Origin of the sequence: Sphingopyxis bauzanensis (genome assembly GCF_002205675.1) — a bacterium.
GTDB classification, from domain to species: Bacteria; Pseudomonadota; Alphaproteobacteria; order Sphingomonadales; family Sphingomonadaceae; genus Sphingopyxis; species Sphingopyxis bauzanensis.
In genome coordinates this window covers 1-20,734 of sequence record NZ_NISK01000003.1, presented here as the reverse complement: position 1 = coordinate 20,734, position 20,734 = coordinate 1, and the positions used below count along the sequence as shown (strand labels likewise).

Annotated in this window: 23 protein-coding genes; 16 read left to right on the top strand and 7 right to left on the bottom strand. The window is 60.0% G+C overall.

Features of this window, described 5'->3' with window-relative positions; translation table 11 throughout:
- Positions 1 to 34: 34 nt before the first annotated feature.
- Both CDQ92_RS11450 and CDQ92_RS11445 read right to left on the bottom strand, forming a co-directional pair.
- Positions 35 to 289, bottom strand: coding sequence for a sigma-70 region 4 domain-containing protein (locus CDQ92_RS11450; RefSeq protein ID WP_229667416.1), 255 nt, complete (start codon positions 287 to 289; stop codon positions 35 to 37).
- A complete protein-coding gene (locus CDQ92_RS11445; protein ID WP_088441570.1) occupies positions 286 to 1,179 on the bottom strand; it encodes an ArdC family protein in 894 nt (297 codons plus the stop codon). The genes CDQ92_RS11450 and CDQ92_RS11445 overlap by 4 nt, the downstream gene beginning before the upstream one ends.
- Positions 1,180 to 1,731: 552 nt before the next feature.
- Here CDQ92_RS11445 and CDQ92_RS11440 point away from each other — a divergent pair.
- Positions 1,732 to 2,193 carry an Lrp/AsnC family transcriptional regulator gene (locus tag CDQ92_RS11440; RefSeq protein WP_088441569.1) on the top strand — a complete coding sequence of 154 codons (462 nt, stop codon included), beginning with the start codon at positions 1,732 to 1,734 and terminating at the stop codon, positions 2,191 to 2,193.
- 255 nt (positions 2,194 to 2,448) lie between these two features.
- Here CDQ92_RS11440 and CDQ92_RS11435 read toward each other — a convergent pair whose 3' ends face one another.
- Positions 2,449 to 3,192, bottom strand: coding sequence for a LuxR family transcriptional regulator (locus CDQ92_RS11435; RefSeq protein WP_144035760.1), 744 nt, complete (start codon positions 3,190 to 3,192; stop codon positions 2,449 to 2,451).
- A 306-nt stretch (positions 3,193 to 3,498) separates the two neighbouring features.
- Here CDQ92_RS11435 and CDQ92_RS11430 point away from each other — a divergent pair, with 306 nt between their 5' ends.
- From CDQ92_RS11430 to CDQ92_RS11370, 14 genes are read left to right on the top strand one after another with little or no spacing between them, the layout of a single operon-like run.
- Positions 3,499 to 4,281 carry a lytic transglycosylase domain-containing protein gene (locus CDQ92_RS11430; RefSeq protein ID WP_229667412.1) on the top strand — a complete coding sequence of 261 codons (783 nt, stop codon included), beginning with the start codon at positions 3,499 to 3,501 and terminating at the stop codon, positions 4,279 to 4,281.
- On the top strand, positions 4,269 to 4,634 hold the full coding sequence (locus tag CDQ92_RS11425; RefSeq protein ID WP_084758227.1) for a TrbC/VirB2 family protein: 366 nt from the start codon (positions 4,269 to 4,271) through the stop codon (positions 4,632 to 4,634). Before CDQ92_RS11430 ends, CDQ92_RS11425 begins: the two co-directional genes overlap by 13 nt.
- 5 nt (positions 4,635 to 4,639) lie before the next feature.
- The gene (locus CDQ92_RS11420) at positions 4,640 to 4,984 is read left to right on the top strand and encodes a VirB3 family type IV secretion system protein (RefSeq protein ID WP_158213832.1); all 345 of its coding nucleotides are present in this window, start codon (positions 4,640 to 4,642) and stop codon (positions 4,982 to 4,984) included.
- A 19-nt stretch (positions 4,985 to 5,003) separates the two neighbouring features.
- A complete protein-coding gene (locus CDQ92_RS11415; protein WP_088441568.1) occupies positions 5,004 to 7,394 on the top strand; it encodes a VirB4 family type IV secretion/conjugal transfer ATPase in 2,391 nt (796 codons plus the stop codon).
- A gap of 18 nt (positions 7,395 to 7,412) precedes the next feature.
- Positions 7,413 to 8,120 (top strand): type IV secretion system protein, encoded by a 708-nt coding sequence (locus CDQ92_RS11410; protein WP_088441567.1) that lies wholly within the window; start codon positions 7,413 to 7,415, stop codon positions 8,118 to 8,120.
- Positions 8,117 to 8,374 (top strand): hypothetical protein, encoded by a 258-nt coding sequence (locus tag CDQ92_RS21160; protein ID WP_158213831.1) that lies wholly within the window; start codon positions 8,117 to 8,119, stop codon positions 8,372 to 8,374. Before CDQ92_RS11410 ends, CDQ92_RS21160 begins: the two co-directional genes overlap by 4 nt.
- A gap of 26 nt (positions 8,375 to 8,400) precedes the next feature.
- Positions 8,401 to 9,396: a TrbL/VirB6 family protein gene (locus tag CDQ92_RS11405; protein WP_158213830.1), complete on the top strand. Its 996-nt coding sequence runs from the start codon at positions 8,401 to 8,403 to the stop codon at positions 9,394 to 9,396.
- A 12-nt stretch (positions 9,397 to 9,408) separates the two neighbouring features.
- The gene (locus CDQ92_RS11400; RefSeq protein WP_144035759.1) at positions 9,409 to 9,729 is read left to right on the top strand and encodes a hypothetical protein; all 321 of its coding nucleotides are present in this window, start codon (positions 9,409 to 9,411) and stop codon (positions 9,727 to 9,729) included.
- A 5-nt stretch (positions 9,730 to 9,734) separates the two neighbouring features.
- Entirely contained in the window at positions 9,735 to 10,421 is a 687-nt protein-coding gene (locus CDQ92_RS11395) for a VirB8 family type IV secretion system protein (protein ID WP_088441564.1), read from the top strand.
- Positions 10,418 to 11,284 carry a P-type conjugative transfer protein VirB9 gene (virB9, locus tag CDQ92_RS11390; RefSeq protein WP_088441563.1) on the top strand — a complete coding sequence of 289 codons (867 nt, stop codon included), beginning with the start codon at positions 10,418 to 10,420 and terminating at the stop codon, positions 11,282 to 11,284. The genes CDQ92_RS11395 and virB9 overlap by 4 nt, the downstream gene beginning before the upstream one ends.
- Positions 11,284 to 12,474 (top strand): type IV secretion system protein VirB10, encoded by a 1,191-nt coding sequence (gene virB10, locus CDQ92_RS11385; protein WP_088441562.1) that lies wholly within the window; start codon positions 11,284 to 11,286, stop codon positions 12,472 to 12,474. The genes virB9 and virB10 overlap by 1 nt, the downstream gene beginning before the upstream one ends.
- Complete coding sequence (gene virB11 / locus CDQ92_RS11380) at positions 12,474 to 13,484, top strand: P-type DNA transfer ATPase VirB11 (protein WP_088441561.1); 1,011 nt, start codon at positions 12,474 to 12,476, stop codon at positions 13,482 to 13,484. The genes virB10 and virB11 overlap by 1 nt, the downstream gene beginning before the upstream one ends.
- Entirely contained in the window at positions 13,456 to 15,294 is a 1,839-nt protein-coding gene (locus tag CDQ92_RS11375) for a type IV secretory system conjugative DNA transfer family protein (protein WP_088441560.1), read from the top strand. The genes virB11 and CDQ92_RS11375 overlap by 29 nt, the downstream gene beginning before the upstream one ends.
- Complete coding sequence (locus CDQ92_RS11370) at positions 15,284 to 16,069, top strand: LPD7 domain-containing protein (protein WP_088441559.1); 786 nt, start codon at positions 15,284 to 15,286, stop codon at positions 16,067 to 16,069. Before CDQ92_RS11375 ends, CDQ92_RS11370 begins: the two co-directional genes overlap by 11 nt.
- 290 nt (positions 16,070 to 16,359) lie before the next feature.
- Here the strand turns inward: CDQ92_RS11370 and CDQ92_RS11365 are convergent, their stop codons facing one another.
- The 4 genes from CDQ92_RS11365 to CDQ92_RS11350 are packed head-to-tail and all read right to left on the bottom strand — an operon-like array spanning position 16,360 to position 19,739.
- Entirely contained in the window at positions 16,360 to 17,382 is a 1,023-nt protein-coding gene (locus CDQ92_RS11365) for a hypothetical protein (protein ID WP_201792056.1), read from the bottom strand.
- On the bottom strand, positions 17,379 to 18,170 hold the full coding sequence (locus tag CDQ92_RS11360) for a hypothetical protein (RefSeq protein ID WP_188682376.1): 792 nt from the start codon (positions 18,168 to 18,170) through the stop codon (positions 17,379 to 17,381). The genes CDQ92_RS11365 and CDQ92_RS11360 overlap by 4 nt, the downstream gene beginning before the upstream one ends.
- Before the next feature lie 28 nt (positions 18,171 to 18,198).
- On the bottom strand, positions 18,199 to 18,825 hold the full coding sequence (locus tag CDQ92_RS11355) for a hypothetical protein (RefSeq protein WP_088441558.1): 627 nt from the start codon (positions 18,823 to 18,825) through the stop codon (positions 18,199 to 18,201).
- Entirely contained in the window at positions 18,825 to 19,739 is a 915-nt protein-coding gene (locus CDQ92_RS11350) for a hypothetical protein (protein ID WP_088441557.1), read from the bottom strand. The genes CDQ92_RS11355 and CDQ92_RS11350 overlap by 1 nt, the downstream gene beginning before the upstream one ends.
- 131 nt (positions 19,740 to 19,870) lie before the next feature.
- Here CDQ92_RS11350 and CDQ92_RS11345 point away from each other — a divergent pair, with 131 nt between their 5' ends.
- Positions 19,871 to 20,380 carry a hypothetical protein gene (locus CDQ92_RS11345; protein ID WP_088441556.1) on the top strand — a complete coding sequence of 170 codons (510 nt, stop codon included), beginning with the start codon at positions 19,871 to 19,873 and terminating at the stop codon, positions 20,378 to 20,380.
- Positions 20,381 to 20,734: the final 354 nt, after the last annotated feature.

Genomic DNA, 20,734 nt, shown 5'->3' with positions numbered 1-20,734 from the left:
GACCGGATGGCAAGCGCCATCCGGTCCACGACCGCTAGAGCCATGGCCAGACAAGATGCGGAAAGCGTGCATGAAGGCAGCGCGACCACATTGTCAGAGCACGCGCGAAGTCAGTCGTGACCTGTTCGACGCTGATGCCATGGCGTGCAGCGAGGTCGTCATATGATGCATCATCGAACCGCACCGAGAGGAATACATCGCCTTGCCGCGCGGTCATCTTGGCGAGCGCGATGACCATGCGCCGCTCGGCGTCCTCGACGCTGACGGTGGAAAGATCACGCCGCCTCATTGCTCATCTCCCGCGAAGACCTGCAGATAGTCCGACGCCTTGCTCGCTTGACTGGCGGCGCGGAAGATTGCCTTGTCGTCCTCGCGAAGCACTGAAAGCCACAACGCAATATAATCGGAATGCCGCACGGTGGGTGCAATCCCGAGCGAGGCGCAAGTGAATGCCGCTGCCATCTCGGCGACCAACTCTTCTTTAGCGTAGGCGGGCGATCCAAAGGCGCCCGTCTGGTCTCGGCTGAGCCTGCTACTGTGGCCGACCCAATGGCCTAGCTCATGCAAAGCCGTCCGATACCAGTCGATCGGCTCGTAAAATGCCGATTGCGGCGGCACCTGCACGAAATCATGGCTTGGGCTGTAGAAGGCTTCGCCGCCGCCGATATTGAATTTAGCGCCGCTTGCCGCAATCAGCGCATCGGCATCGGCAATCGCCAGCACCGGATCGACCGCCACCGGCGCTGCGGTGAAATCCTCGGGCAACCCCTCGCACTGATCGACGTGAAAGACGGTGAAGCGCTTCAAGAACGCAACGGTGCGCGGGTCGCGATCCTCGCCGCGCGCCTTCTCGGCTTCAGCTTTTGGCGTGAAGCGGTCGGCATAGCAGATCATCGTACCTTTCTCACCGCACCGGACATTGCCGCCAGCCGCTTCGGCCTGCCGGTAGGTGAGCCAGCGCTGCGAGGCGTAGCCCATCGCAATGGCCTCGGCCCACAAGATCAGCACATTGATCCCCGAGTATTGGCGTCCAGTAGCGCCATTCTGCGGCATCGTGCATCTGCACGCAGCGCTGTCCCAAGGCTGCACCCAAGGCAGCCGCCCTTCTTCCAGTTCCGCGATGATCCGGCTCGTGACCTCGGAATAGAGGCTCGCTCTTTCGATCCTTTCTCGACGCATGTCCCTTCTCCTTCAAACCACCGCAGCCCGGCCCGGAAGGGGGCGGGGTGGGCGGCAGGAAGGAGCCGGCAGACCCGCATGATCGGGCGGGCTGCATCCGCAGGACCGGAACGAAGAGGAGGACCCGCGGCACGCGGGTTGCGGACCGAACGGGCGGGGCTAGAGGCGAGTGACGCCCACCCTGCCCCCGACCTGCCGGGAGACAATCGCGCCGCCGCGCAGCGGCGTCGATTTGCGCGCTAGCCGCGCCCGAACGCCAACCAATCAGGCAATGATCGCGCCGCCCGCGGCGCGACTGTTTGGACGCGACCGTCTCAAACGGTCTCGATGGCAGGAGCAGCCAGAAAAATGTGTAGGATGCGGTTGATAGCGCAAAGCCAGAACATGGATGCGGTCAATTCCCTTTTTCCGGAATGTCCAAGGCCATGGGCCCATGCTCAGTGTCGATAACTCACGGGACATTGAGATGCGTATCTTGGCTAGGATCAAAATCAACCGAGGCGATCAAAGGCAGACGAATCTCGCCCAATCGGAAGAAGCGCGCGTTTTGTCATGAACCGGAGTCGGTACATCGCGCGCGCCCTTGACCCTATCGATCGAGCGATTTGCCTGGCGCTAGGAAAAAATGCGCGTCTCACAATACGCGAACTTGCTGGAATAATCGGATTATCGTCGCCCAGCGCAACGGAACGAATGCGCCGATTAGAAGATTCCGGGGTGATTTCTGGTTATACGATCACAGTCGACAACCAAGTCGCCGGACAGCCTATCGGTGCCTATTTTCGATTTCAACCTAATGTTGGGGAGGTTCCTCGCATCGTCGCGATGCTCGCTGAAACACCTGAAATGGTGGAAGCTGACCGCGTGACAGGCGATCATTGCTTGGTCGCCAAAGCGTATGTTAAAGATATGACAGAGCTTGAACGATTGATCGATCGTTTTCTTCCATATGCAGCGACGACAGCAGACGTTATTCAATCCACTCCAGTCATACGCCGTTTACTGAAGTTTTAACTTCACCGGCAGCATCAATATTCTATAAATGAGGTCAACCGTCGAGCATCCATTCGAAAAACCGCTTGCGCTCGAACGCCGGCGCACCGATGGCCGGGTTGCCGATGCTATGTCCAGGTCGCTCTGCGACTAAAGGCAACGGCGCATGTTCTCGCACATGTTCTCATTGCCCGGCTTCGCGTGGGTGTTGGAAGATCACAGAAGCGGCTTCGTGCGATCCCCGACCCTTCATCGGTTGCGAGAGCGAATGTCTCTCTAAGACAGAATATCCGAGAAACTAAGCGTGCCGTCGAACAGGGCACGAACGAGCAACATTGTCCGTTTCGGTACCCCGTATCGCTCTCGCGCATTGGTGAGATGACGATCGACGGTGTCCTCCGTGATGCCCAGTATCCGGCCGGTCTCCCAGTCGGTCTTGCCGCGACCGACCCAAAGCAAGCAATCTCGTTGGCGGTCCGTTAGTCGTGGCTGACTTTTCTCAAACGCCCGGATTCCCGAGTAACTGCGCGCGCGCTCAAACGCGAAGATGCCGACGAGTTGCGCCAACGGCAGCGTCGCCTCATCGACCGGGATGTCCGCTACGTTTGCGAAGGAACATGATCCGCTTGGTTCTCCGGGAACATTCGCCGGCACAGTAAAGCCATCGCCGACTCCGTATTCGCGGCTAAGTGCGAGGACACGCCGATCGTCCGAATTTAGTGGGATCATCGTCTTCATTTCCGACCACAAAAACCCAGCGCATGACATATGACTTGCTCGGTGAACGGGGTCAGATGTGCCGAGAGCGTTGCGGTCATGGTAGGCGACCCATTGCGACGGATAATTGTGAATCCGGACGACGTTGGCGGCGCGTCGCGTCACTTCCACATGGTGTGTGAGAGCAAAGTACTTGAATCCCATCTGCGTGCAGATATTCGCAAGTGCTAATGCCAACTGCCCGGCCTCAGGCGCAGACTTAATTTCGCGCAGCATCTCTTGGGTCGTCATCTTGATCGTCATCAGCTGGCCTTCAGATCGCTGACGGACCTTCCTCGCGGTCCCGTTGCCGTTGATCGTCCTTCACTGATTGAATGCTTTGCGATGCTTCTCATGGCGTCGGTCGGCAATAATTGCGGGGGGAAAATGAATAACTTTATGAATCTCCTACATTCAACTAACTGATTATAGCTCAGATTCAGCTTCAAATCTACCGTTGTTGAAAAGCCCCAGCTCTGCAGAAAGCTGAAAGGTACATACCCCTTTTCCGGGATGTTCACTGAGTGCGCATTTTCAGATGAGTGCGCATATGGCTTCCTACCATCATATTTGGGTTTCAGATCTCGGACATCCGGCATCAACTTTCATTGTTGCGCGGTTGACCGATCACGAAGCCGAAATTTACGCACCGTCCCTCACCTCCTTTGTAGGTATTCAGCGGTGACCATGTCCGGCGCCATGATTGCCGCCTTAGCGTCGCAATGTGCGCCCAATGTCGCACCGCAGACCGTCGCTGCAATCGTGCAAACCGAAAGCCACGGACGGCCCTTCGCGCTAAACGTCAATGGCGGGAAACAACCTCCGCCGCAGCCCGACGCCGGCAGCGCCGCTGCGACTGCACAGCGCTACATCGCTGCCGGCTATTCGGTCGATCTCGGTCTCGGCCAAATCAACTCGCGCAACATGCGCTGGCTTGGCCTGACCTGGGAGACAGTGTTTGACCCCTGCAAAAATATCGAGGCGCTCGGCAGAGTACTCACCCAAAATTATAATGGGGCAATTGTCGGACGCGATCCGCAAACCGCGCTTCGCATCGCACTCTCACTTTACAACACCGGAAGCTCGTCGAGGGGATTTCGCAACGGCTATGTCGCAAAGGTTGTCAGAAATGCGGGCTTTGTCGACCTAGTAACGATGGAAGCGCCGACGGCGCCGACGATGCCTTTCGACCCGCGCGTCCAACTAATCTCGGAGAATTTTGGTTCTACGTTGCTGCCTGTCGCGCGCCGCAGCCCGCCGCCTGCGTGGAACCTATTCGAGCGCGCCGCTCATGACCGGCAAAGGTCCAACCGATCTGAAACGATAGAAAGCAGGAGCGTATGGCGGGATTGAAGTACTTTGTGCGAAGAACCGCAGGTGTTCGGTCCCGACTGACGCTTTGGTTCGAGGGCATACCGCAGTCGCGGCAGAACGTGCTGCTTTGGAGCGTCGCGCTCGCGCTGGTGTTAGGGGTTTCCGCGCTCAACCCTGATCCCGCCTCCGCACAGAATCTGGAGAGCTTCGCCACCAAAGTTCGCGGCCTGCTGTCGTCGACGCTGCTGCGGACGCTTGCGGTCATCGCGGTGATCGTCACCGGCCTGCTCTGGTTCACGGGTCGGGCCTCCACAACGATCCTCGTGACCGTTATCATCGGCATCGCCATTGTCTTTTCGGCTGATTCCATTGTCGGCATCATTGCGGGCTGACGCGCGTGAACGCCGACACCGAAATCCTGACCAAGGACCCGCTGTTCCTCGCCGTGACCCGCCCTGCACTCTGGGCTGGAATCCCGATTGAGGCGGCGGTGCTGCTGCTCATTTGCAGCGCGTCGGTCCTGATCGGAACTAACAGTCCGGTTTACGCCGCATTGGTCGCCATATTCGGCTTTTCGATTTCGCGGCTGATTGTGCGCCACGACGTCAATGCATTCCGGCTTCTGTTCCTCTGGGGCCGGACCAAAGCGGGCAACCGCAACCGGGCGTTCTGGGGCGGAAGCAGCTACTCGCCGCTCACGCTGACGGGCATGCGCCGCAAGGGTTTTGGCCGTTATGCCTAAGCGGCTTGCATCCGATGCCATGCGACCCACCGCCGTGCCGCTCAAAGTCGCGCAGCGCGAGACGACGCCCGGGAAGTTCCTGCCCTATTCGCGTCATGTGAATGAAGAGATGGTGGCGCTCGATTCCGGCGACATCATGCTGACCTTCGAGCTGCAAGGCCGTGCGTTCGAGACGGCCGACGTGCGCGACCTGAACGATTGGCACACCAAGCTGAACGGGATGCTCCGCAACCTCCATGATGAAAGGCTGTCGATCTGGACGCATCTGATCAGGATGCGGGTCGATCAATATCCTGGTGGGGCGTTCAAATCGGGCTTCGCTGCCGATCTCAACCGTGCCTATTTTGGGCGGATCAACCAGGAACGGATGTTCGTCAACCGCTTCTTTGCGACGCTTGTCATCCGTCCAGCCGCCACCGGCGGCGACAAACTCATCCAGCTTCTCAAGCGCAAGGTCTCGGGCAATGCCAAGCGCAGCGCGTCGCTGGGGCTGGAGATCGACGAGTCCCTGATCGAGCTTCTCGACGACAAGGCCCGTGATTTTGAAAAGCTCATGGTGCGCTGCGAACCGCGCCGCTGCGCGATCTATGAGCATCGCGGTTTGATGTTTTCCGAAACGATGGAAGTCGCCGATATGGTGATGACCGGACGCCCTGCCCGCGTCCCCGTTGTGCGCGGTCATCTGGGCGGTGCGTTATATCGCGCCCGCACGATCTTCGGCGCCGAAACCATAGAAATACGCGGCGCCGACACGTCGGTCTTTGGCGGTATATTTGGTATCCGCGAATATCCAGCACAGACAACCCCGCGCCAGTTAGAGGCTTTGCTGTCGGTGGATTTTGGCTTCGTTCTGACACAATCCTTCACCTTCCTTGGAAGGGCTGCGGCCACTGAGAAATTCCGGCTGCGCATGACCCAGATGGAAAATGCCGGCGACCGCGCCGTCAGCCAGGCCGATGCGCTGATCGATGCCAGCGATGACCTGATGTCGAACCGCTTTGTGCTGGGCGACCATCATTTCACCCTCGCGGTCTATGCCAGTTCGATGAAGGCGCTCCGCGACCAAATGGCGGTCGCCCGGGCCGCGCTTGCCGATACGGGGATGGTCGCGGCGCGCGAAGGGGCTGCGCTCGAAGCGGCTTACTGGTCGCAGCTCGTCGGAAATTTCGCATGGCGCGCCCGTCCCGCGCCGATCTCTTCGCTCAATTTCGCGGCCTTCTCACCCTTCCATACCTTCCCCGTCGGCCTCGCCAGCGGGAACCATTGGGGCGATGCGGTGGCGCTGCTCAAGACCAATGCGCGCAGCCCGTATTTCTTCAATTTCCACAAAGGCGATCTGGGACACACGCTTATTATCGGCCCATCGGGCGGCGGCAAGACGGCGCTGCTCAACTTCCTGATGGCACAGGCCGAAAAGACCGGCGCACGTCAGATCTTTATCGACAAGGATCGCGGCGCGCAGATCTTCGTTCAAGCCAGCGGCGGGACATATCTGGCTTTGCGCAACGGCGTCGCCACCGGTTTCTCACCGCTGAAAGCTCTTTCCGACACTCCAGGCGACAAGAGCTTTCTATCAATTTTCATTCGCCAGCTCGTTCGCGCGGACGGCCTGCTTGTCTCGGTTCAGGAAGAACGGCGGATCGAAGACGGCATTAACGCTGTGATGAAGCTCCCGGTAGCAGATCGCTCGCTCAGTGCGCTGCGCTCGATGCTCGGCATGAAGGATATCAGCGGCGTCGGCGCGCGCCTTGAAAAATGGACGTCGGAAGGTTCGCTTGGCTGGGCGTTCGATAATCCTGCCGACAGGATGACGCTCGGCGCCCGGTTCATCGGGTTCGACATGACCGATTTCCTCGACAACGCCGACATCCGCACGCCGGTCATGTTGTATCTTTTCCACCGAATCGACCAACTCCTTAGCGGCGAGCGGATGATTATCTGCATCGACGAATTCTGGAAGGCGCTCGGCGATGAAGCCTTCCGGCGCTTCGCTCAGGACGGCCTCAAAACCTACCGCAAACGAAACGCCCTGCTGGTCTTCGCCACGCAATCGCCTGCCGATGCGCTCAAGAGCGATATCAGCCATTCAATTCTGGAACAGGTCGCCACCAAGATCATGCTGCCGAATCCGTTCGGCGCGCGGCGCGATTATGTCGAAGGCTTCGCACTGTCCGAAGCCGAGTTCAAACTAGTGCGCGAAGACCTTGCGCCTGAAAGCCACAAGTTTCTGGTGAAGCAGGGCCATGACAGCGTTGTGGTCGAGCTCAATCTGAGTGGTCTGGAAGACGCGCTGGCGGTGCTGTCGGGGCGTGCCGAGACCACCGCTGTTGCCGACGAAATCATTGCAGAGGTGGGAACAGACCCCGCGCTCTGGCTGCCTCTCTTCCATCGACGAAGACGTCCAAGCTGAGCTGCAAGGAAAGGTAATATGATGAAGACGATGACCAGGTTATTGGGTGCAGCCCTTTTGATTACGGCCCCTTTTCCGGCAATTGCGCAGGGAATGCCCGTCCATGACAGCGCCAGTCTGGTGCAGCAAATCAGCGCGGTGCGGCAAGCCCTCCAGATTGTAGCGCAAGGCAAACAGCAGATTGCCGAAGCGCAGAAACTCTATCAGGATCTGAACAAACTTACCGATATTCCGCGGTTGGCCTCAGAGCTAAAAAGCGATGCACTGCGTGAACTCGATACAAGCCAGGGATCGCTGCAAGGATATGGCGGCGGCAATCTCGATGTTGTCGGCGCCGGCCGCGCCAAAGCAGATGCGGTCTATCGCGGCCTTCTCGAAAAGCGCGGGGTGTCGGGATCGGAAGAATGGCGCGCAGGCTTCGATCTCAACGCGCGCAACATCGGCATCACCGCCGGGCTTGCCGATAATATGGGGACAGCCGTCACCTCAAGGGCGCAAGGGCTTGACCAGCTCCGCGCTCGGCTGGCGACGGCCGCCACGGCCAAAGAAGTCGGCGATCTGACCGCACGGCTGCAACTTGAATCCGCGGCGATGCAGAACGACCAGCTGCGCCTTCAGGCCATAGCCATGGAGCAACAGGCGCAGGAGCGCGAACGCGCGGCAGCGGGAAAGGCGGCACTCGCCCACAAGCTCGAAGCGGCGAGCCGCTATTACAAAGGACAATGAGTTTGCGTCTCGCGCCCGTCTCGATCGCGCTGCTGGTGGCCGGGTGCGGCCCGTCCCCCGCCCCGCCCCCAGCCGACATGCCAGCGCGGACCTGGCAATATTATGTTGCCCACAGCGAGGAGATCGAAGCGATGCAAGCCATCTGCCGCAAATGGTCGGTCAGCGATGCGCCGGCTGGATCACAACCCGCGGTGGTTACGGGCAATTGCCGCGCGGCGGCGTTCGCCAAGTCGCAACTCCAGATCGCTCGATAAGCGCCAACCAGGACCCGCGACGAGATATGGATTTCACCGATCATGTATTCACCGCGATGTTCGAGGCGCTGGACAATGCGCTGGCGGCCATCGTGGGCAAATATGCGGCCGTGATCGGGGTCGTTAGCCCTGCCCTGCGCATCGGGATCGTGATCTACATTTCTCTGCTGGGCTACGCGATCATGCGCGGGGCGGTGCAATATCCGTTCCGCGAATATGCCTATCGCGGTTGCCAGCTCGCCGTTCTCTATTTTGCCGTGACATCGCTCTACGGCACCCAGATTGGCATGTTTGCGCTGGGTGGCCTGCCCGGCCAGTTCGCAAACGCGCTGGGCGGTGCGGACGTTGGTGGTCTTGGCGGCTTTTATGACAAGCTGGCAGGCACCGGCTTTGAATCCGCCAACACAATGCGCAAGATCGCCGCCAATTATCAGGATACCCAAGGTGCGCTCCCCGATATCGGCTATGCCGTCTTTGCGGGCTTTCTGGTAGTCATTGTCATCATCGCCACGCTGCTGTGCGCGGCCATCGGCTTCGTCATCAGTGCGTTCGGCCTGTTTGCGCTCGCGCTTCTCTCGGTGGTCGGTCCGCTTTTTGTGGCTGCCCTGCTGTTCGAGTCCACGCGCGGCTATTTCTTTGCCTGGCTCGGGGCGTGCATCAACTATTTGATGCTGATCGTTTTCGCGCTCGTGCTGACACTGTTTCTGACCCAAACCGGCGAGACGATCATCGCCACCATCTCGGAAAATGACGACATCGGCATGGCCGCGATCAAGGCACTGGCTTTTTACGCGCTCGGCTTCTTCTTTTTCCTGCAGATTCCATCGCTCGCCGCTTCGCTCGGCGGTGGCGGCCCTGCCCTTGCCAACCAGTTTGCGTCCGCAATCGCAGCGGCAGGCGGGTTCGTCGTCGGGCGCGGCGCAACCGGCGCTCAGGCGACCAGCCGCGCCATCGAGCGGGGCTTCGCCCGCGGCATCGCGCGGATGCGGACATCCGGATCAATCAGTCGCGGTGCAGTATAAAGGAATAGAGCCATGCGTAAGCATATGATAAGTATTTTGGTTGCCCTGGCACTCATGGCGCCAGCGGACGCCATCGCCGCTGCTTCGACGTCGCCAAAACTTGCCAAATGCAGCGGCAAGCAGCGCCGCCCGGCCAACCCCAATGGCTCGATCCTGCCGAGGGTCGATCCCGTCGCAGGAACATCGACCCCAGCCGACCCGACGCCCGGCCAAGACCGGGGACGCAAAGGCGTTGATGTATTTCCCGAGCCCGTACCGCCCGGCGCCAAGCCCGATCAGCAAGTGCCGCCCATCAGCAGCGCAACCCCGCCAACCTTCTATGGGAGTTGCTGAGCGTCATGGCTGGCGGCGTTACCGAAGGGCAAGATCTAAAAGCCTATTTTTCAGAGGCCGCGAGCTGGGACCACGACCGGCTGACTGCCGCCAACCGCTCGAAACGGCTGGCGTGGATCATCGCGGGCGTGGCCGGCGGCCTTGCAATCACAGCGGTCGCGGCTGTGGCCATGCTGACACCGCTCAAGACCGTCGCGCCCTATGTGATCACCGTCGACAAGGCCACCGGCGCGAGCGCGATTACTTCGCCACTGACCGGCGACCGGCAGATCACCTATAATGAGGCGGTCGCCAAATATTTCCTCGCCGATTATGTCCGCAACCGCGAAGGATGGATTCCGCAAGCGCGTCAGGAGTTTTTCGAAGGCGTGCTGGCGATGTCGTCGCGTGACGAACAGGCGCGCTGGACGGCCTTTTATGCCAAAGGCAATCCCCAATCGCCGCAAAGCGTTTTCACCGATCTGGATACGGTGTTTATCGCCATAAAGTCCGTGACCTTCGTGTCAAAGAACGTCGCGCAAATCCGTTTCACCAAAACACTCCAGCGCGGCGCATCGACGATCGACACCCCGGCGATCGCGACCGTGACTTACGACACCACCGACACCCCAACTACCGAACAGCAACGGTTCAAAAACCCGCTAGGGCTGGAAGTCCAAAGCTACCGCGCCGATCTGGAGGTGACGCAATGAAATCAGCACACGGCATCATTGCCATCGCCCTGATGGTCTCCGCCAGCGCCGCACGCGCCAGCGAGACGCCGCATCCTACCGCGCAGGACAGCAGAATCCGCGAAGCGATCTATAGCGACGCCGAAGTTTACCGCATTGTCGGCGCGTTCCGCTCGGCAACACAGATCGTCTTTTCATCGGGCGAACGGGTCGAGCATGTCGCGCTCGGCGACAGCGTGTCGTGGGAAGTGGCGCCGGCTGAAAATTCGCTGTTCATCAAACCACGCGAACTGGCCGGAGCGACCAATCTGATCGTGATCACGCGTTCCGACGCCGGGAGCCGCAGCTACACGTTCGAACTGTCGGCGCGGCGCGGGAGCATCGGCGCACAGTCCGCCGACACATTCTTCAAGGTCGTGTTTCGCTATCCGCGCGAGGAAGCCGCCGCAGCACAAGTGGCGGCGGCGCAAGCCGCATACGCGCGAGCCACCGCCCTTCAATCGGGCGCGATCCGTTCGGCCCTCGACCTCGCGGTCCTCGAAGGCAAGCGCAACCTCCAATATAATGTGCAGGGATCATCCGCGATACAACCGTCCGAAATTACCGACAACGGCCAGTTCACTGCGCTGCGCTTTCCGAACCAGCGCGAGCTTCCTGCGTTCTTCGCCGTCAATCCCGATGGCGGCGAGAGCATCATCCCGTTCGATGTCCGCGGAGAATTTGTCGTGATCCACGGCGTGTTTGCCCAGCTCCGTTTGCGGCGCGGCAAAGAGGTGCTGTGCGTCTTCAACGAGGCCCCGGATTTCTACGGGCGCGATCCCAAGACCGGCACCGCGTCCAGCATCGTCGAGCGCACATCTGGTCCTGATGGGGAGACGAAATAATGGCCGACACAGTTGACCCGGAACGCGCCTCAGACCGAGGCGCCAATCGCCCCGCCGTCGATCAAACGCCCGATCCCGACGAGATTGATCGCACCCCTGCCTCTGAACGCGGCAGCAAAATGCCGTCGATCCCCGGCACCACGATGGACCCAAAAAAGATGATCGGCCTTGCCGCCGCCGCAGGCGCCGTCATGTTCACGGTTCTGGCGCTGGGAACCGGACTGACGGGCCATACGACGCTGCCACCCGTCAAACCCAAACCCGCGCTCGAACCGGCGCGATATGACCCGGCAACGGTTATCGCACCGACACTGGCTGGGGCAGCGACCGACCCCGACGCCCCCATTCCTCTTGGAGAACCGACCGTGCCCGCCATCGGCCCGCAGCAAGGTTCTTCAGCAGCGCTGCAACAGCCGCGCCAGCAATCCCCGGACGAATCCCTGCGCGAAGCCACGCGGCGGTCATCGCTGATCGCCTTTGGCGGGGAACGCGAGAGTGCGGGTGGAAGCGTTCGTTATGGCGACCATGGGACTGTTGCCAATCCCGATCTCGCAGCATCCCCCGAACTCACCAATCTCGACAGGCTTCGGCGTGGCTCGGTCATCGGACAGGCGCAGGCTCGCACGCTTCCCGACCGCAATTTCCTGATTACGGCGGGAAGCTTCATTCCGTGTGTGCTGCAGACCGCAATGGATTCAAGCCAACCGGGCTATGTGAGCTGTATTCTTCCGCGCAATGTCTATTCGGACAATGGCAGGGTCGTGCTGATGGAAAAAGGCACGAAGATCTTTGGCGAATATCAGGGTGGCCTCAACCGCGGGCAATACCGGCTGTTCGTCCTGTGGACGCGTGCCGTCACGCCGCGCGGGATTGCGATCGATGTCGGATCGCCCGCAACTGATGAGCTCGGGCGCGGCGGCGTGGATGGCCGGGTCAATAATTTCTTCTGGCAGCGTTTTGGCACAGCCCTGCTGTTCAGCCTTGTCGAAGATGCGGCGACCGTCGGGTCGGAAGCCGTTGGCAATAACGGCTCGAACACCCCGCGCGTCCCCTCCGATGCGGCATCGACTGTCTTGCAGCAAAATGCCGAGATCAAGCCGGTGCTGCGCAAGAATCAGGGCGAGGATGTCGGAATCACGGTGGCGCAGGATTTCGACTTCTCGACCGTTTACGGCCTCGCGCTGAAATAATGGCCGCACCGGGCAAAAACACCGCTGTCCTCGACAGCGTGACGGCACCCTTACGCAGACATCTCGATGACGCGAGCGTCACCGAACTGGTCATCAATTTGCCCGGCGAGGTCGGGATTGAACGACGCGGGCGCTGGACATGGGAAAGCGAACCCTCACTCGATTTCAAGACACTCATGGCGCTCGCGACTGCCGCCGCCGCCTTTACCTCGCAGGATGTTTCCCGCGAAAACCCCATCGTCTCGACGATCTTCCCGACTGGCGAGCGCGTGCAAATCGTCGTGCCACCCGTCGTGCCGGACGAAACGGTCTCGATCACTGTGCGCAAGCCATCGACCGTGACAATGACACTCGCCAATTTCGAGGCGGCTGGCCTTTTCAGGGACACGCGAATCTCGGAAAAGAAAGTAACTCCGCAGGAATTGGAGTTGCTCGCACTTCTGCAATCAGGCCGTCATGTCGAATTCTTCGACCGCGCGGTGAAGGCCAGGCTCAATATCCTCATTTCGGGGGCAACGGGATCAGGCAAGACTACGCTGTCGAAGGGCCTGATCCAGTTGATCCCGCCCGATGAGCGGTTGCTGACGATCGAGGACACGCGCGAACTGATCGTCGGTCAAAAGAACGTCGTCCATATGCTATATGCCAAGGACGGCCAGGGCACTGCCAATGTCACTGCCAAACATCTGCTCGAAAGCGCGCTCAGGATGCGGCCCGATCGTATCCTGCTCCAGGAACTGCGCGACGGGACTGCCTTTTTCTATTTGCGCAACGTCAATTCCGGCCATCCCGGCTCGATCACCACCATCCATGCCGATTCCGCCGAATTAGCGTTCGAGCAACTGACGCTTTTGGTGAAGGAAAGCGAAGGCGGTTCCGACCTGGCCCGCGGCGATATTCGCGCGCTGCTCAAGATGCTGGTCGATGTCGTGGTGCAAACCAAAAAGACCGATGGCGAATTTCGGGTGACGGAGATCTATTATGACCCGGAAGGCAGGTACGCCGCCTAATGGCGGGACGGCTAGATTGCTAGTCGGCATTCCGCTCGGTGTGCTGATCGCGCTCGCCATCGCCACCATGATCGGCTGGCTGGTCCTCGGCCTGCCCGTCGCCGCCTATGATCCCCTCAAAATGCCGCAGTTCGTCTGGTATTATCGCGGCGACCCGCGCGTTGTCCGCGCGATGGCAGGCGGGCTGCTCGGCGGCGGCCTGCTCCTGGGCGGCCTGATCTATGCGCTTTGGGCGCGCGGCGCACCGCTGCATGGAGCGGCGCGCTTCGCCCGCGAAAGCGAGATCAAGCGCCACGGATTTCGCGCAGGCTCTGGAATCGTCCTTGGCCGCAAGCGCGGACGGTTCCTGACCTTTGGTGGCAGCGAGCATGTCATTGTCGAAGCCCCGACCCGCTCGGGCAAAGGCGTCGGCATCGTCATTCCGAACCTGCTGACCTGGGCTGGCTCGGTTGTCGTCCTCGATGTGAAACGCGAGAATTACGACGCGAGCGCGGGCTTTCGCGCCCATTACGGGCAGGCCGTTTATCTGTTCAATCCGACCGCCCGCGAAGGCCGCACCGCCCGTTACAATCCGCTGGCCTATATCGACCGCCACGACCCGGATGATGTCATCATCGAATTGCAGAAGATCGCAACGATGCTGTTCGTTGCGCCCGAACAGGGCGAAGCCTTTTGGGCCAATGGTGCCCGCACCGGATTTGCAGGCGTTGGTGCCTGGCTCGCGGAAACCAGCAACGAACCGCTGACGATGGGTGCGATCTATCGCCATCTGACGACAAGCGATCCGCGCGTCTTTTTCAAAAGGGAACTCGCCAATCCCGGACTGAACCTCTCGGTAGGCTGTCGGACGGCGCTCGCTGATTTCGCCGGCGGCTCGGACAACAGCTTTGCCGACATCAAGAAGACGATCACCAACGTCCTCGGCCTTTGGCTCAACCCGCTAGTCGATGCCGCGACAGCGGCAAGCGACTTTGATCTTCGCCAGCTCCGCAAGCGCCCCATGTCGATCTATCTCGGCGTGTCGCCTGATGAACTCGACAGGATCGCGCCGCTCTACAATCTCCTGTTCCAGCAGCTCATCGACCTCAACGTGCGCGAATTGCGCGACGAAAACACTTCCGTGCCGGTGCTGGTCATTCTCGATGAATTTGCCCGGCTCGGTCGGGCCTCGGTCATTGCGAGCGCCTTCTCCTATGTCGCGGGCTACGGAATCAGGCTTCTGCCCGTCATCCAGTCGCGGTCGCAATTGCGCGGCGTTTACGGCGAGCATGTCGCCGATGAAATCGTCGCCAATTGCGGTGTCGAAGTCGCATTCACGCCCAAGGAGCTTCGCGTCGCCAGCCACCTGTCCGAGAGGATGGGCTATGTCGGACAGGATAGCGTCACCAGGTCGCTCACGATCAATGGTCTCCTCGCCAATCGGTCGAAATCCATCGCGGAACAGCGCCGCGCTCTGTTGTTGCCGCAGGAACTCATGCAGTTTCCAACCGATAAGCTGATCCTCCTGCGCGGCGGCATTCCGCCGATCGTCGGCACAAAGATTGCCTATTTCAGCAACCGCTTTTTCAAAAAGCGCGCGTTTCCAGCGCCGGAAGTGCCAGCCGCGGCTAAGCGAACTCTTGGCACCGCGCTGCCCGCGCTGTTCCGCGACATGATCGCCGAAGAGGCTGCCGGGCACGAGACCCGGCCTATGTCGCAGGATGATGTTTTCACCGAAGATTGCCCGAGCTTCTTCGCCGACATGCTGACGCTGGATCACGACGGCAATGTATCTGGGCTTATCGAGGAAGGTGACGAAAATGGCGGATAAACAGGATGGCGATGCCTCTTCAGGACGCAGCCGCAAGGCAATGCCGAAGCCGGACAAAGCCAAATTGGAGACGGCGAAGCTGAAGCGCAAAGCCGAAACACCCACCCTCACCGACGACCTGACCGGAAAATTCCTGCGTGTCGGCAATGCACTCTATCGCACTACGGATGATAAAAAGCCGATTGCCCGCCTTGAACCCGACCGGCTCAAGACCAGCAAGATCGACGCCCTTCCCGACATCGTGCGGATCGCTAAGGCTAATGGCTGGACGTCGATCAGGATCAATGGCGGCGATACGTTCAAGAAGGCCGCATTTCTTGCTGCGGCCGCACATGGGCTGACGGTCGAGAATTACACGCCTTCGAAAGTGGTCCAGGCCGAAGCTGACCGCCTACAAGCCCGGCTTGCCGAACGCGACAAGCGCCGCGAAGCGAAAACCATCACAAACAAATTCCGTCGACCGCCCGATGAGACAATCAGCCTTAAAGCTCTGTCGGAACGGTTCTTGGGCCAGACCCATGAGCAAAATGCACGCGATCCGGAACTGCGCCGCGCGCAAAGCCTTGTCGCCCAAACCCTATCGATCACGCGCGTGAAATACCCCGATGATCCGGCCAAGGCATCAAAGGACGTCGAAGCCAAGCGTCACGAGGTGGCTCGCCGCATCGCCAATGGCGACACGATCGCGGCAATTCAGGTCCGCAACCAACAGGCGCAGCGCGTCCGAGAAGTCACGCAGGATCAGGCATTGGGACGCAAGGGTCGGACTCGCTGACTCGGTGCCACGGGGTCATATCCCCAGTAAACCGACAGAAACATCGATGTCGGGAGTGACACGCAAGTCGCGGCGGTAGTTAAAAATAGTGCCTCCGCCAGAATGGCGGTCGTTGCTGGGTCAAATGACTTGTCGGAACTTTTTACGTCTCAAATATGCCGAATATATTCCGGCTGACGTGCGTCAAAACGGCGGAATGCGAACCAATCAGTTTCCTGCCCCGCGAAAAGCCGGAAACCTCGGCTCAATCGGGAAGACCTGCGTCCTTGGCCGACCGATCGTGCGGCGGCTCAACATGTCCTAGCCAAAGCGAAAGCTTGCTGTTCTTGAAGTCCCAATCCGCCAGCGGGGCGAACCATTCGGGCGCCGCCTCCGCCGTTGAGCTGAATGACCTGATCGCCGTCGATCGTTTGCGCCGCATAGAATCGGGTGAAGATGCGGCTCGCCCAACCAACGCCGTCGAAACCCTGGTCCGACGGCTCCTCGGGCTCGGCAACGAACTCGACGCCGGCGAACCCGCCCTTATCCATAATCGCAAAAGGCCCACTTGCCGGCCAGTCGCCGTAAAGCAGAAGGATTTCCGCAAGCTTGCGATCCCTCGGGTCGATGAGCTCGATATCGCCGCTGTAGATTTTCGCCGATCCGATGATGAAGTTTGCGAGGCCCTCGGCACTCAGCGTGTGCGGCATGTCGGTCGCCGCGCCAAGCAGGAGTCGCAACGGCGGCTTCGTCATGATGATCACTTCGCCGAGTCGGCCATACTCGTTCGCCTCTATAGCTTCTCCCATCGTCACCCGGAGGCTCCCGTTCGCGCGGCGAAAACGGCCGGGCGAAATGACCGCCCAGATGTTCCAGAGCGACCAGAATATGGCGAGCTTCAGCGGCGTGCCGACGGCATCTGCATAGGCTTGGAGCGAAGCCAGATAGGGCGCCGACATCCGCGTTTCCTGCTTCAGCGGCTTTTCGCACCGGACATTCTTGACCTCGATCAGCCATTGATCGCCATCGTCCAGCACCACGCGAAAATCGGGTGCACGATAGGTCGTGGCGGCATGAACACGCCCTATGTCCTCGGTTTTCAGAAGGCGGAAGCGGCCAAGACTCAAGACCGTCGCTTCGAACAGGCGCTCGGTTCTCGATCCATGGATCAGCGCCGGATCGGCCAAGGCTTCCTCCAGCCGCGGCACGGCATCGGCCATGAACCGTTCGACCAGAGTCGGGTCGTTCAGCGCAATGCGATGCTCGCGGGCGAAGGACGCCACCGACGCCAAAAGGTCGAAAGCCTTGGTCTTGGATTGGGGCTCTTTGCTCATAGGCCGGTTTCAGCTGGCGGCGGTTCGACGTCGGGGGGATTCATATAGGTGCGAAAGTCGGCCAGATCCTCGTCGCTCGGGTTTTCAGCTTCCGGGAAATATCGGATTGTCTCGGCAAGTTCGCGGCGGGTGACATAGCTGATGATCGAACCACCTTTGCTCAGTTCATATTCCATCGAGCCGCATTCGCGGTTCGGCCGGGCGAAGCCCGGCGCAAAGGCGATGGGCTTTTTGTTCCCCTTCTTGCTCACTTCATGCTTGGCGAGCGCGACGCGGATAAACTCCAGCGTGGTAAACCCCATTTCGGTTCGCCGAAGATCGACGCGCATCTGTTCGACAAGCTCGGGACGCTCCTGCGCGTCACGCAGCTGCTGGGCGCGCAATTCCCGATCATAATGGCGGTAGCCCAGATCACGTTCGAGATTTGTCGCCTTGAGATCGAACCCTGCATTTTCAGCGAGCATGATCACTTCCTCGCAGCGCTGGCGCCAGGTCCGCAGCAGCTCATAGGCGGCATAAATCCACATCGGCGAAAGCGCCGACGCCATCGCGATTTGCTGCCGGGGCGGATCGTCGTCGAACTGTTGGCGCATCACCTTCTGTTCGATGTCGTTCAGGAGATTGTCGACAAGGCAGAGTTGGCTTGCCTGCATGGCCAGAAATGGATTCTCGCCGAACCCGGCGAGACCCATCAGCGCTTCATACAAATCGCTCCGGCCGATCTCACTCAGCGCGCGGTAGCGCGGCGTATCCTCCGGTTCATCGTCAGATAACTCGTCACCGTCCATAATTCTTCCCCTGTCGCGCCACCCGGTTTCAAACCAGCCGATAGGGCGGGTCGATGACCGCCATCGGCAGGGGGTCGGCCAGCCCCCAGAATCGGGTGGTCGCACGAATGTAGCGAACGAGATCGGTTTTCCCGACGCGCAGATGTTCGCTCGGGATTGGCGAGCCCGCCAAAAGATGGCGGTAGTCGGATGCGTCGTCATCCCAAAGCTCGGGCGCCAAATTGCGCAGCTTCTCGCACGACGCTCCCTCGCCATGGCGCACGACGTTGGCGACAATGAACATCTGCATCAAATCCGCCTCGAGTCCGTCCTGTCCAAGGTCGATGCCCGCATGTGCGGCACAGATCGACAGCAAATCCTGATATTTGCCCGTCTTAGTCGCGCGCGCAGGATGGACGGCGCGCGCGCCGATGCTCAGCTGGCGCTCGAACACGGCAGCCAACATCAGCGTGTAAGCCTTGGACGCTTCATTGGCCGTATAATTGTCGACCACAGCGGCGGCGCGATCGAGCGCCTCGTTCAAGGTTGCAGCGTTGCTTTGGTCGAAAGCAGTATGAATCGGAAGCGCGTCCATGCCCGGCAGAATGACACGGTCGAACAGACGCGCGAGATTGGCTTGGAAGATGCGCGGCAATTGGTCTTGGATCGACGACATTAGGAGACCTTCTCGCGCAGCCACGACGACAGGCCGGCATCGACAACCATCCGGGAAAGCCTGTCTGGTCCTAGCAAGATAACGCCCTCCGGGCCTGCATCTTCAGGAATCGCGCCCGTGTGCCAGACGAAGAACATGCGATCATAGGCATCGCTTTCGGCAAAGCGGGCCGCATAGTCGCCCAGCGCACCCAATGAGGCTTGCGACTTGACCTGGACGAACGCGCGCTCGGCGGTGCTCGGCAAGACCAGCTCAAGGTCGACGGTCTTCTGCGTGCGGCCGACCTGGCTAACCCTGCGCCATCCGCTTGCGGAAAAGATCAGATCGACGAGAAGCTCGAAATCCTGCCAGGTGAGGAGTCGCATAAGTCCGACAACTGCCGTCATCAGGGCGCGTTCGGCCTCTTCGGCGGCGGCAACTTCGGGCAACAGTTCATCGTTGAGCTTGCGCAGCAGATAATCGGTGGCACCAACGTCGCAAATCGTCCCGCGGAACATCTGCACCTTCAAGAGATGGCCCGAAAGTCGGTCTGCGGTCAGCAGAACCCCGGCCTTGCTCTTGTCGTACCAGCCGTCGAGCGTCTGGCGGCGGTGGCTTCCATCATCGAGCAATTGCACCGGCCCGGTCGGGCGGCACCAGTGCATCAACCCGCCGACGAAGGTGATGAAGATCGTGGATTCATCGCTCTCATAGAAGTCGCGGATTTGATTGACGTCACGCGTCGCGGCGCCGGCGTCACCGCGGATTTGCTTCATGACCTCCCATACCGCCGCCCAGTCGCCGCGAATGCAAAGATCATGGGGCGCTTCGCGATAGCCGAACCTGAGGACGCCTTCCTGCAAACTTTCGGCTTCCCAGCCGCCGCCACGCCCCAACTTGATGTAGCGAATATTCGAAGCGGCGATGTCGGTCATTTCATATCCTCAGGTGCACGTTTCAAGGTCAATCCCTCATTCGATTCTTTGCTTGGCAGGCTATAGGTTCGCCATAGTAAAATGATCCATATCGCCGTGTCGGCGACAATGGTGAAGACAGGAGCGAGCCTATGTCCAAATCAACAGACGATGCGCACCGGAGAAAATCCAAGAAGCCGTATAATGAACGGACTGATTTGGAGAAACTCGAGGCGCAATGGACAAAGCTCTCGGGACTCCATCTCCGCGAGGAGCCGTCCGCGGCAATTGTGCGCTGCGCGACGGCGGCAGAGATCGCGGCCAACTATGCCATCCGAACGGAGTGGGCGGTAAAAACCGGGTTCGACGCGACGGTGATCGATCATTTCCTGAAATGGGCCAACGGGCTCCAACTGAAGATGGCCAAGCTTTTCGTTCCGGTCTATTTTGCCGATCCCAAAAGCAAAGTGGCCAAGGCGCTGGTCAGTTCCGCCGAGAAAATTAATGCGGTCCGAAACTCGGTCGTCCACCAGGGGGCGTTCAGCAATCCCGAGGAGGCCGAAGACGCAATCGCCGAAGCGAGCCTATTCATCAACATGATCGTCGGTCTCTCGATCCCCGGATTCGATATCCGCAAGAGGCCAGATGCCGCGAAATCTTAGGAATTCGGCGGCACCCCACGTTCGACCTGCCGGCTCATTGTTCGGAAACTAAACTTTTCCGATGATCAGCCAATTGTCTAAGTCGGTGCTGTATTCGCTAGCTGGCTTGCCTAGCCGAAGTTGGGATTGCTCAAACTAGCATGTGGATCGGCGTGCAAAAAGGACCCCGTTAGCGGGGTGATCGGCGTCTAAAAGGGACCCCTCATTTCGATGGTTTAAGCAGCGGCCTGGATAATCAGGCGGCGAGATCGGGATGTTGGTTTTGGAGACGGTGGTTCGGATTCGGCGCGAGTATGCCGGTGGCAAGGCGATCAAGGCGATCGCGCGGGATTTGCGTGTGTCGCGGAAGGTGAT

Excerpts from the sequence above, each read along its gene's own strand:
- CDQ92_RS11450 (WP_229667416.1), bottom strand. The coding sequence starts at position 289 with ATGAGGCGGCGTGATCTTTCCACCGTCAGCGTCGAGGACGCCGAGCGG.
- CDQ92_RS11445 (WP_088441570.1), bottom strand. The coding sequence starts at position 1,179 with ATGCGTCGAGAAAGGATCGAAAGAGCGAGCCTCTATTCCGAGGTCACG.
- CDQ92_RS11440 (WP_088441569.1), top strand. The coding sequence starts at position 1,732 with ATGAACCGGAGTCGGTACATCGCGCGCGCCCTTGACCCTATCGATCGA.
- CDQ92_RS11435 (WP_144035760.1), bottom strand. The coding sequence starts at position 3,192 with ATGACGATCAAGATGACGACCCAAGAGATGCTGCGCGAAATTAAGTCT.
- CDQ92_RS11425 (WP_084758227.1), top strand. The coding sequence starts at position 4,269 with ATGGCGGGATTGAAGTACTTTGTGCGAAGAACCGCAGGTGTTCGGTCC.
- CDQ92_RS11415 (WP_088441568.1), top strand. The coding sequence starts at position 5,004 with ATGCGACCCACCGCCGTGCCGCTCAAAGTCGCGCAGCGCGAGACGACG.
- CDQ92_RS11410 (WP_088441567.1), top strand. The coding sequence starts at position 7,413 with ATGATGAAGACGATGACCAGGTTATTGGGTGCAGCCCTTTTGATTACG.
- CDQ92_RS21160 (WP_158213831.1), top strand. The coding sequence starts at position 8,117 with ATGAGTTTGCGTCTCGCGCCCGTCTCGATCGCGCTGCTGGTGGCCGGG.
- CDQ92_RS11405 (WP_158213830.1), top strand. The coding sequence starts at position 8,401 with ATGGATTTCACCGATCATGTATTCACCGCGATGTTCGAGGCGCTGGAC.
- CDQ92_RS11400 (WP_144035759.1), top strand. The coding sequence starts at position 9,409 with ATGCGTAAGCATATGATAAGTATTTTGGTTGCCCTGGCACTCATGGCG.
- CDQ92_RS11395 (WP_088441564.1), top strand. The coding sequence starts at position 9,735 with ATGGCTGGCGGCGTTACCGAAGGGCAAGATCTAAAAGCCTATTTTTCA.
- virB9 (WP_088441563.1), top strand. The coding sequence starts at position 10,418 with ATGAAATCAGCACACGGCATCATTGCCATCGCCCTGATGGTCTCCGCC.
- virB10 (WP_088441562.1), top strand. The coding sequence starts at position 11,284 with ATGGCCGACACAGTTGACCCGGAACGCGCCTCAGACCGAGGCGCCAAT.
- virB11 (WP_088441561.1), top strand. The coding sequence starts at position 12,474 with ATGGCCGCACCGGGCAAAAACACCGCTGTCCTCGACAGCGTGACGGCA.
- CDQ92_RS11375 (WP_088441560.1), top strand. The coding sequence starts at position 13,456 with ATGACCCGGAAGGCAGGTACGCCGCCTAATGGCGGGACGGCTAGATTG.
- CDQ92_RS11370 (WP_088441559.1), top strand. The coding sequence starts at position 15,284 with ATGGCGGATAAACAGGATGGCGATGCCTCTTCAGGACGCAGCCGCAAG.
- CDQ92_RS11365 (WP_201792056.1), bottom strand. The coding sequence starts at position 17,382 with ATGAGCAAAGAGCCCCAATCCAAGACCAAGGCTTTCGACCTTTTGGCG.
- CDQ92_RS11360 (WP_188682376.1), bottom strand. The coding sequence starts at position 18,170 with ATGGACGGTGACGAGTTATCTGACGATGAACCGGAGGATACGCCGCGC.
- CDQ92_RS11355 (WP_088441558.1), bottom strand. The coding sequence starts at position 18,825 with ATGTCGTCGATCCAAGACCAATTGCCGCGCATCTTCCAAGCCAATCTC.
- CDQ92_RS11350 (WP_088441557.1), bottom strand. The coding sequence starts at position 19,739 with ATGACCGACATCGCCGCTTCGAATATTCGCTACATCAAGTTGGGGCGT.
- CDQ92_RS11345 (WP_088441556.1), top strand. The coding sequence starts at position 19,871 with ATGTCCAAATCAACAGACGATGCGCACCGGAGAAAATCCAAGAAGCCG.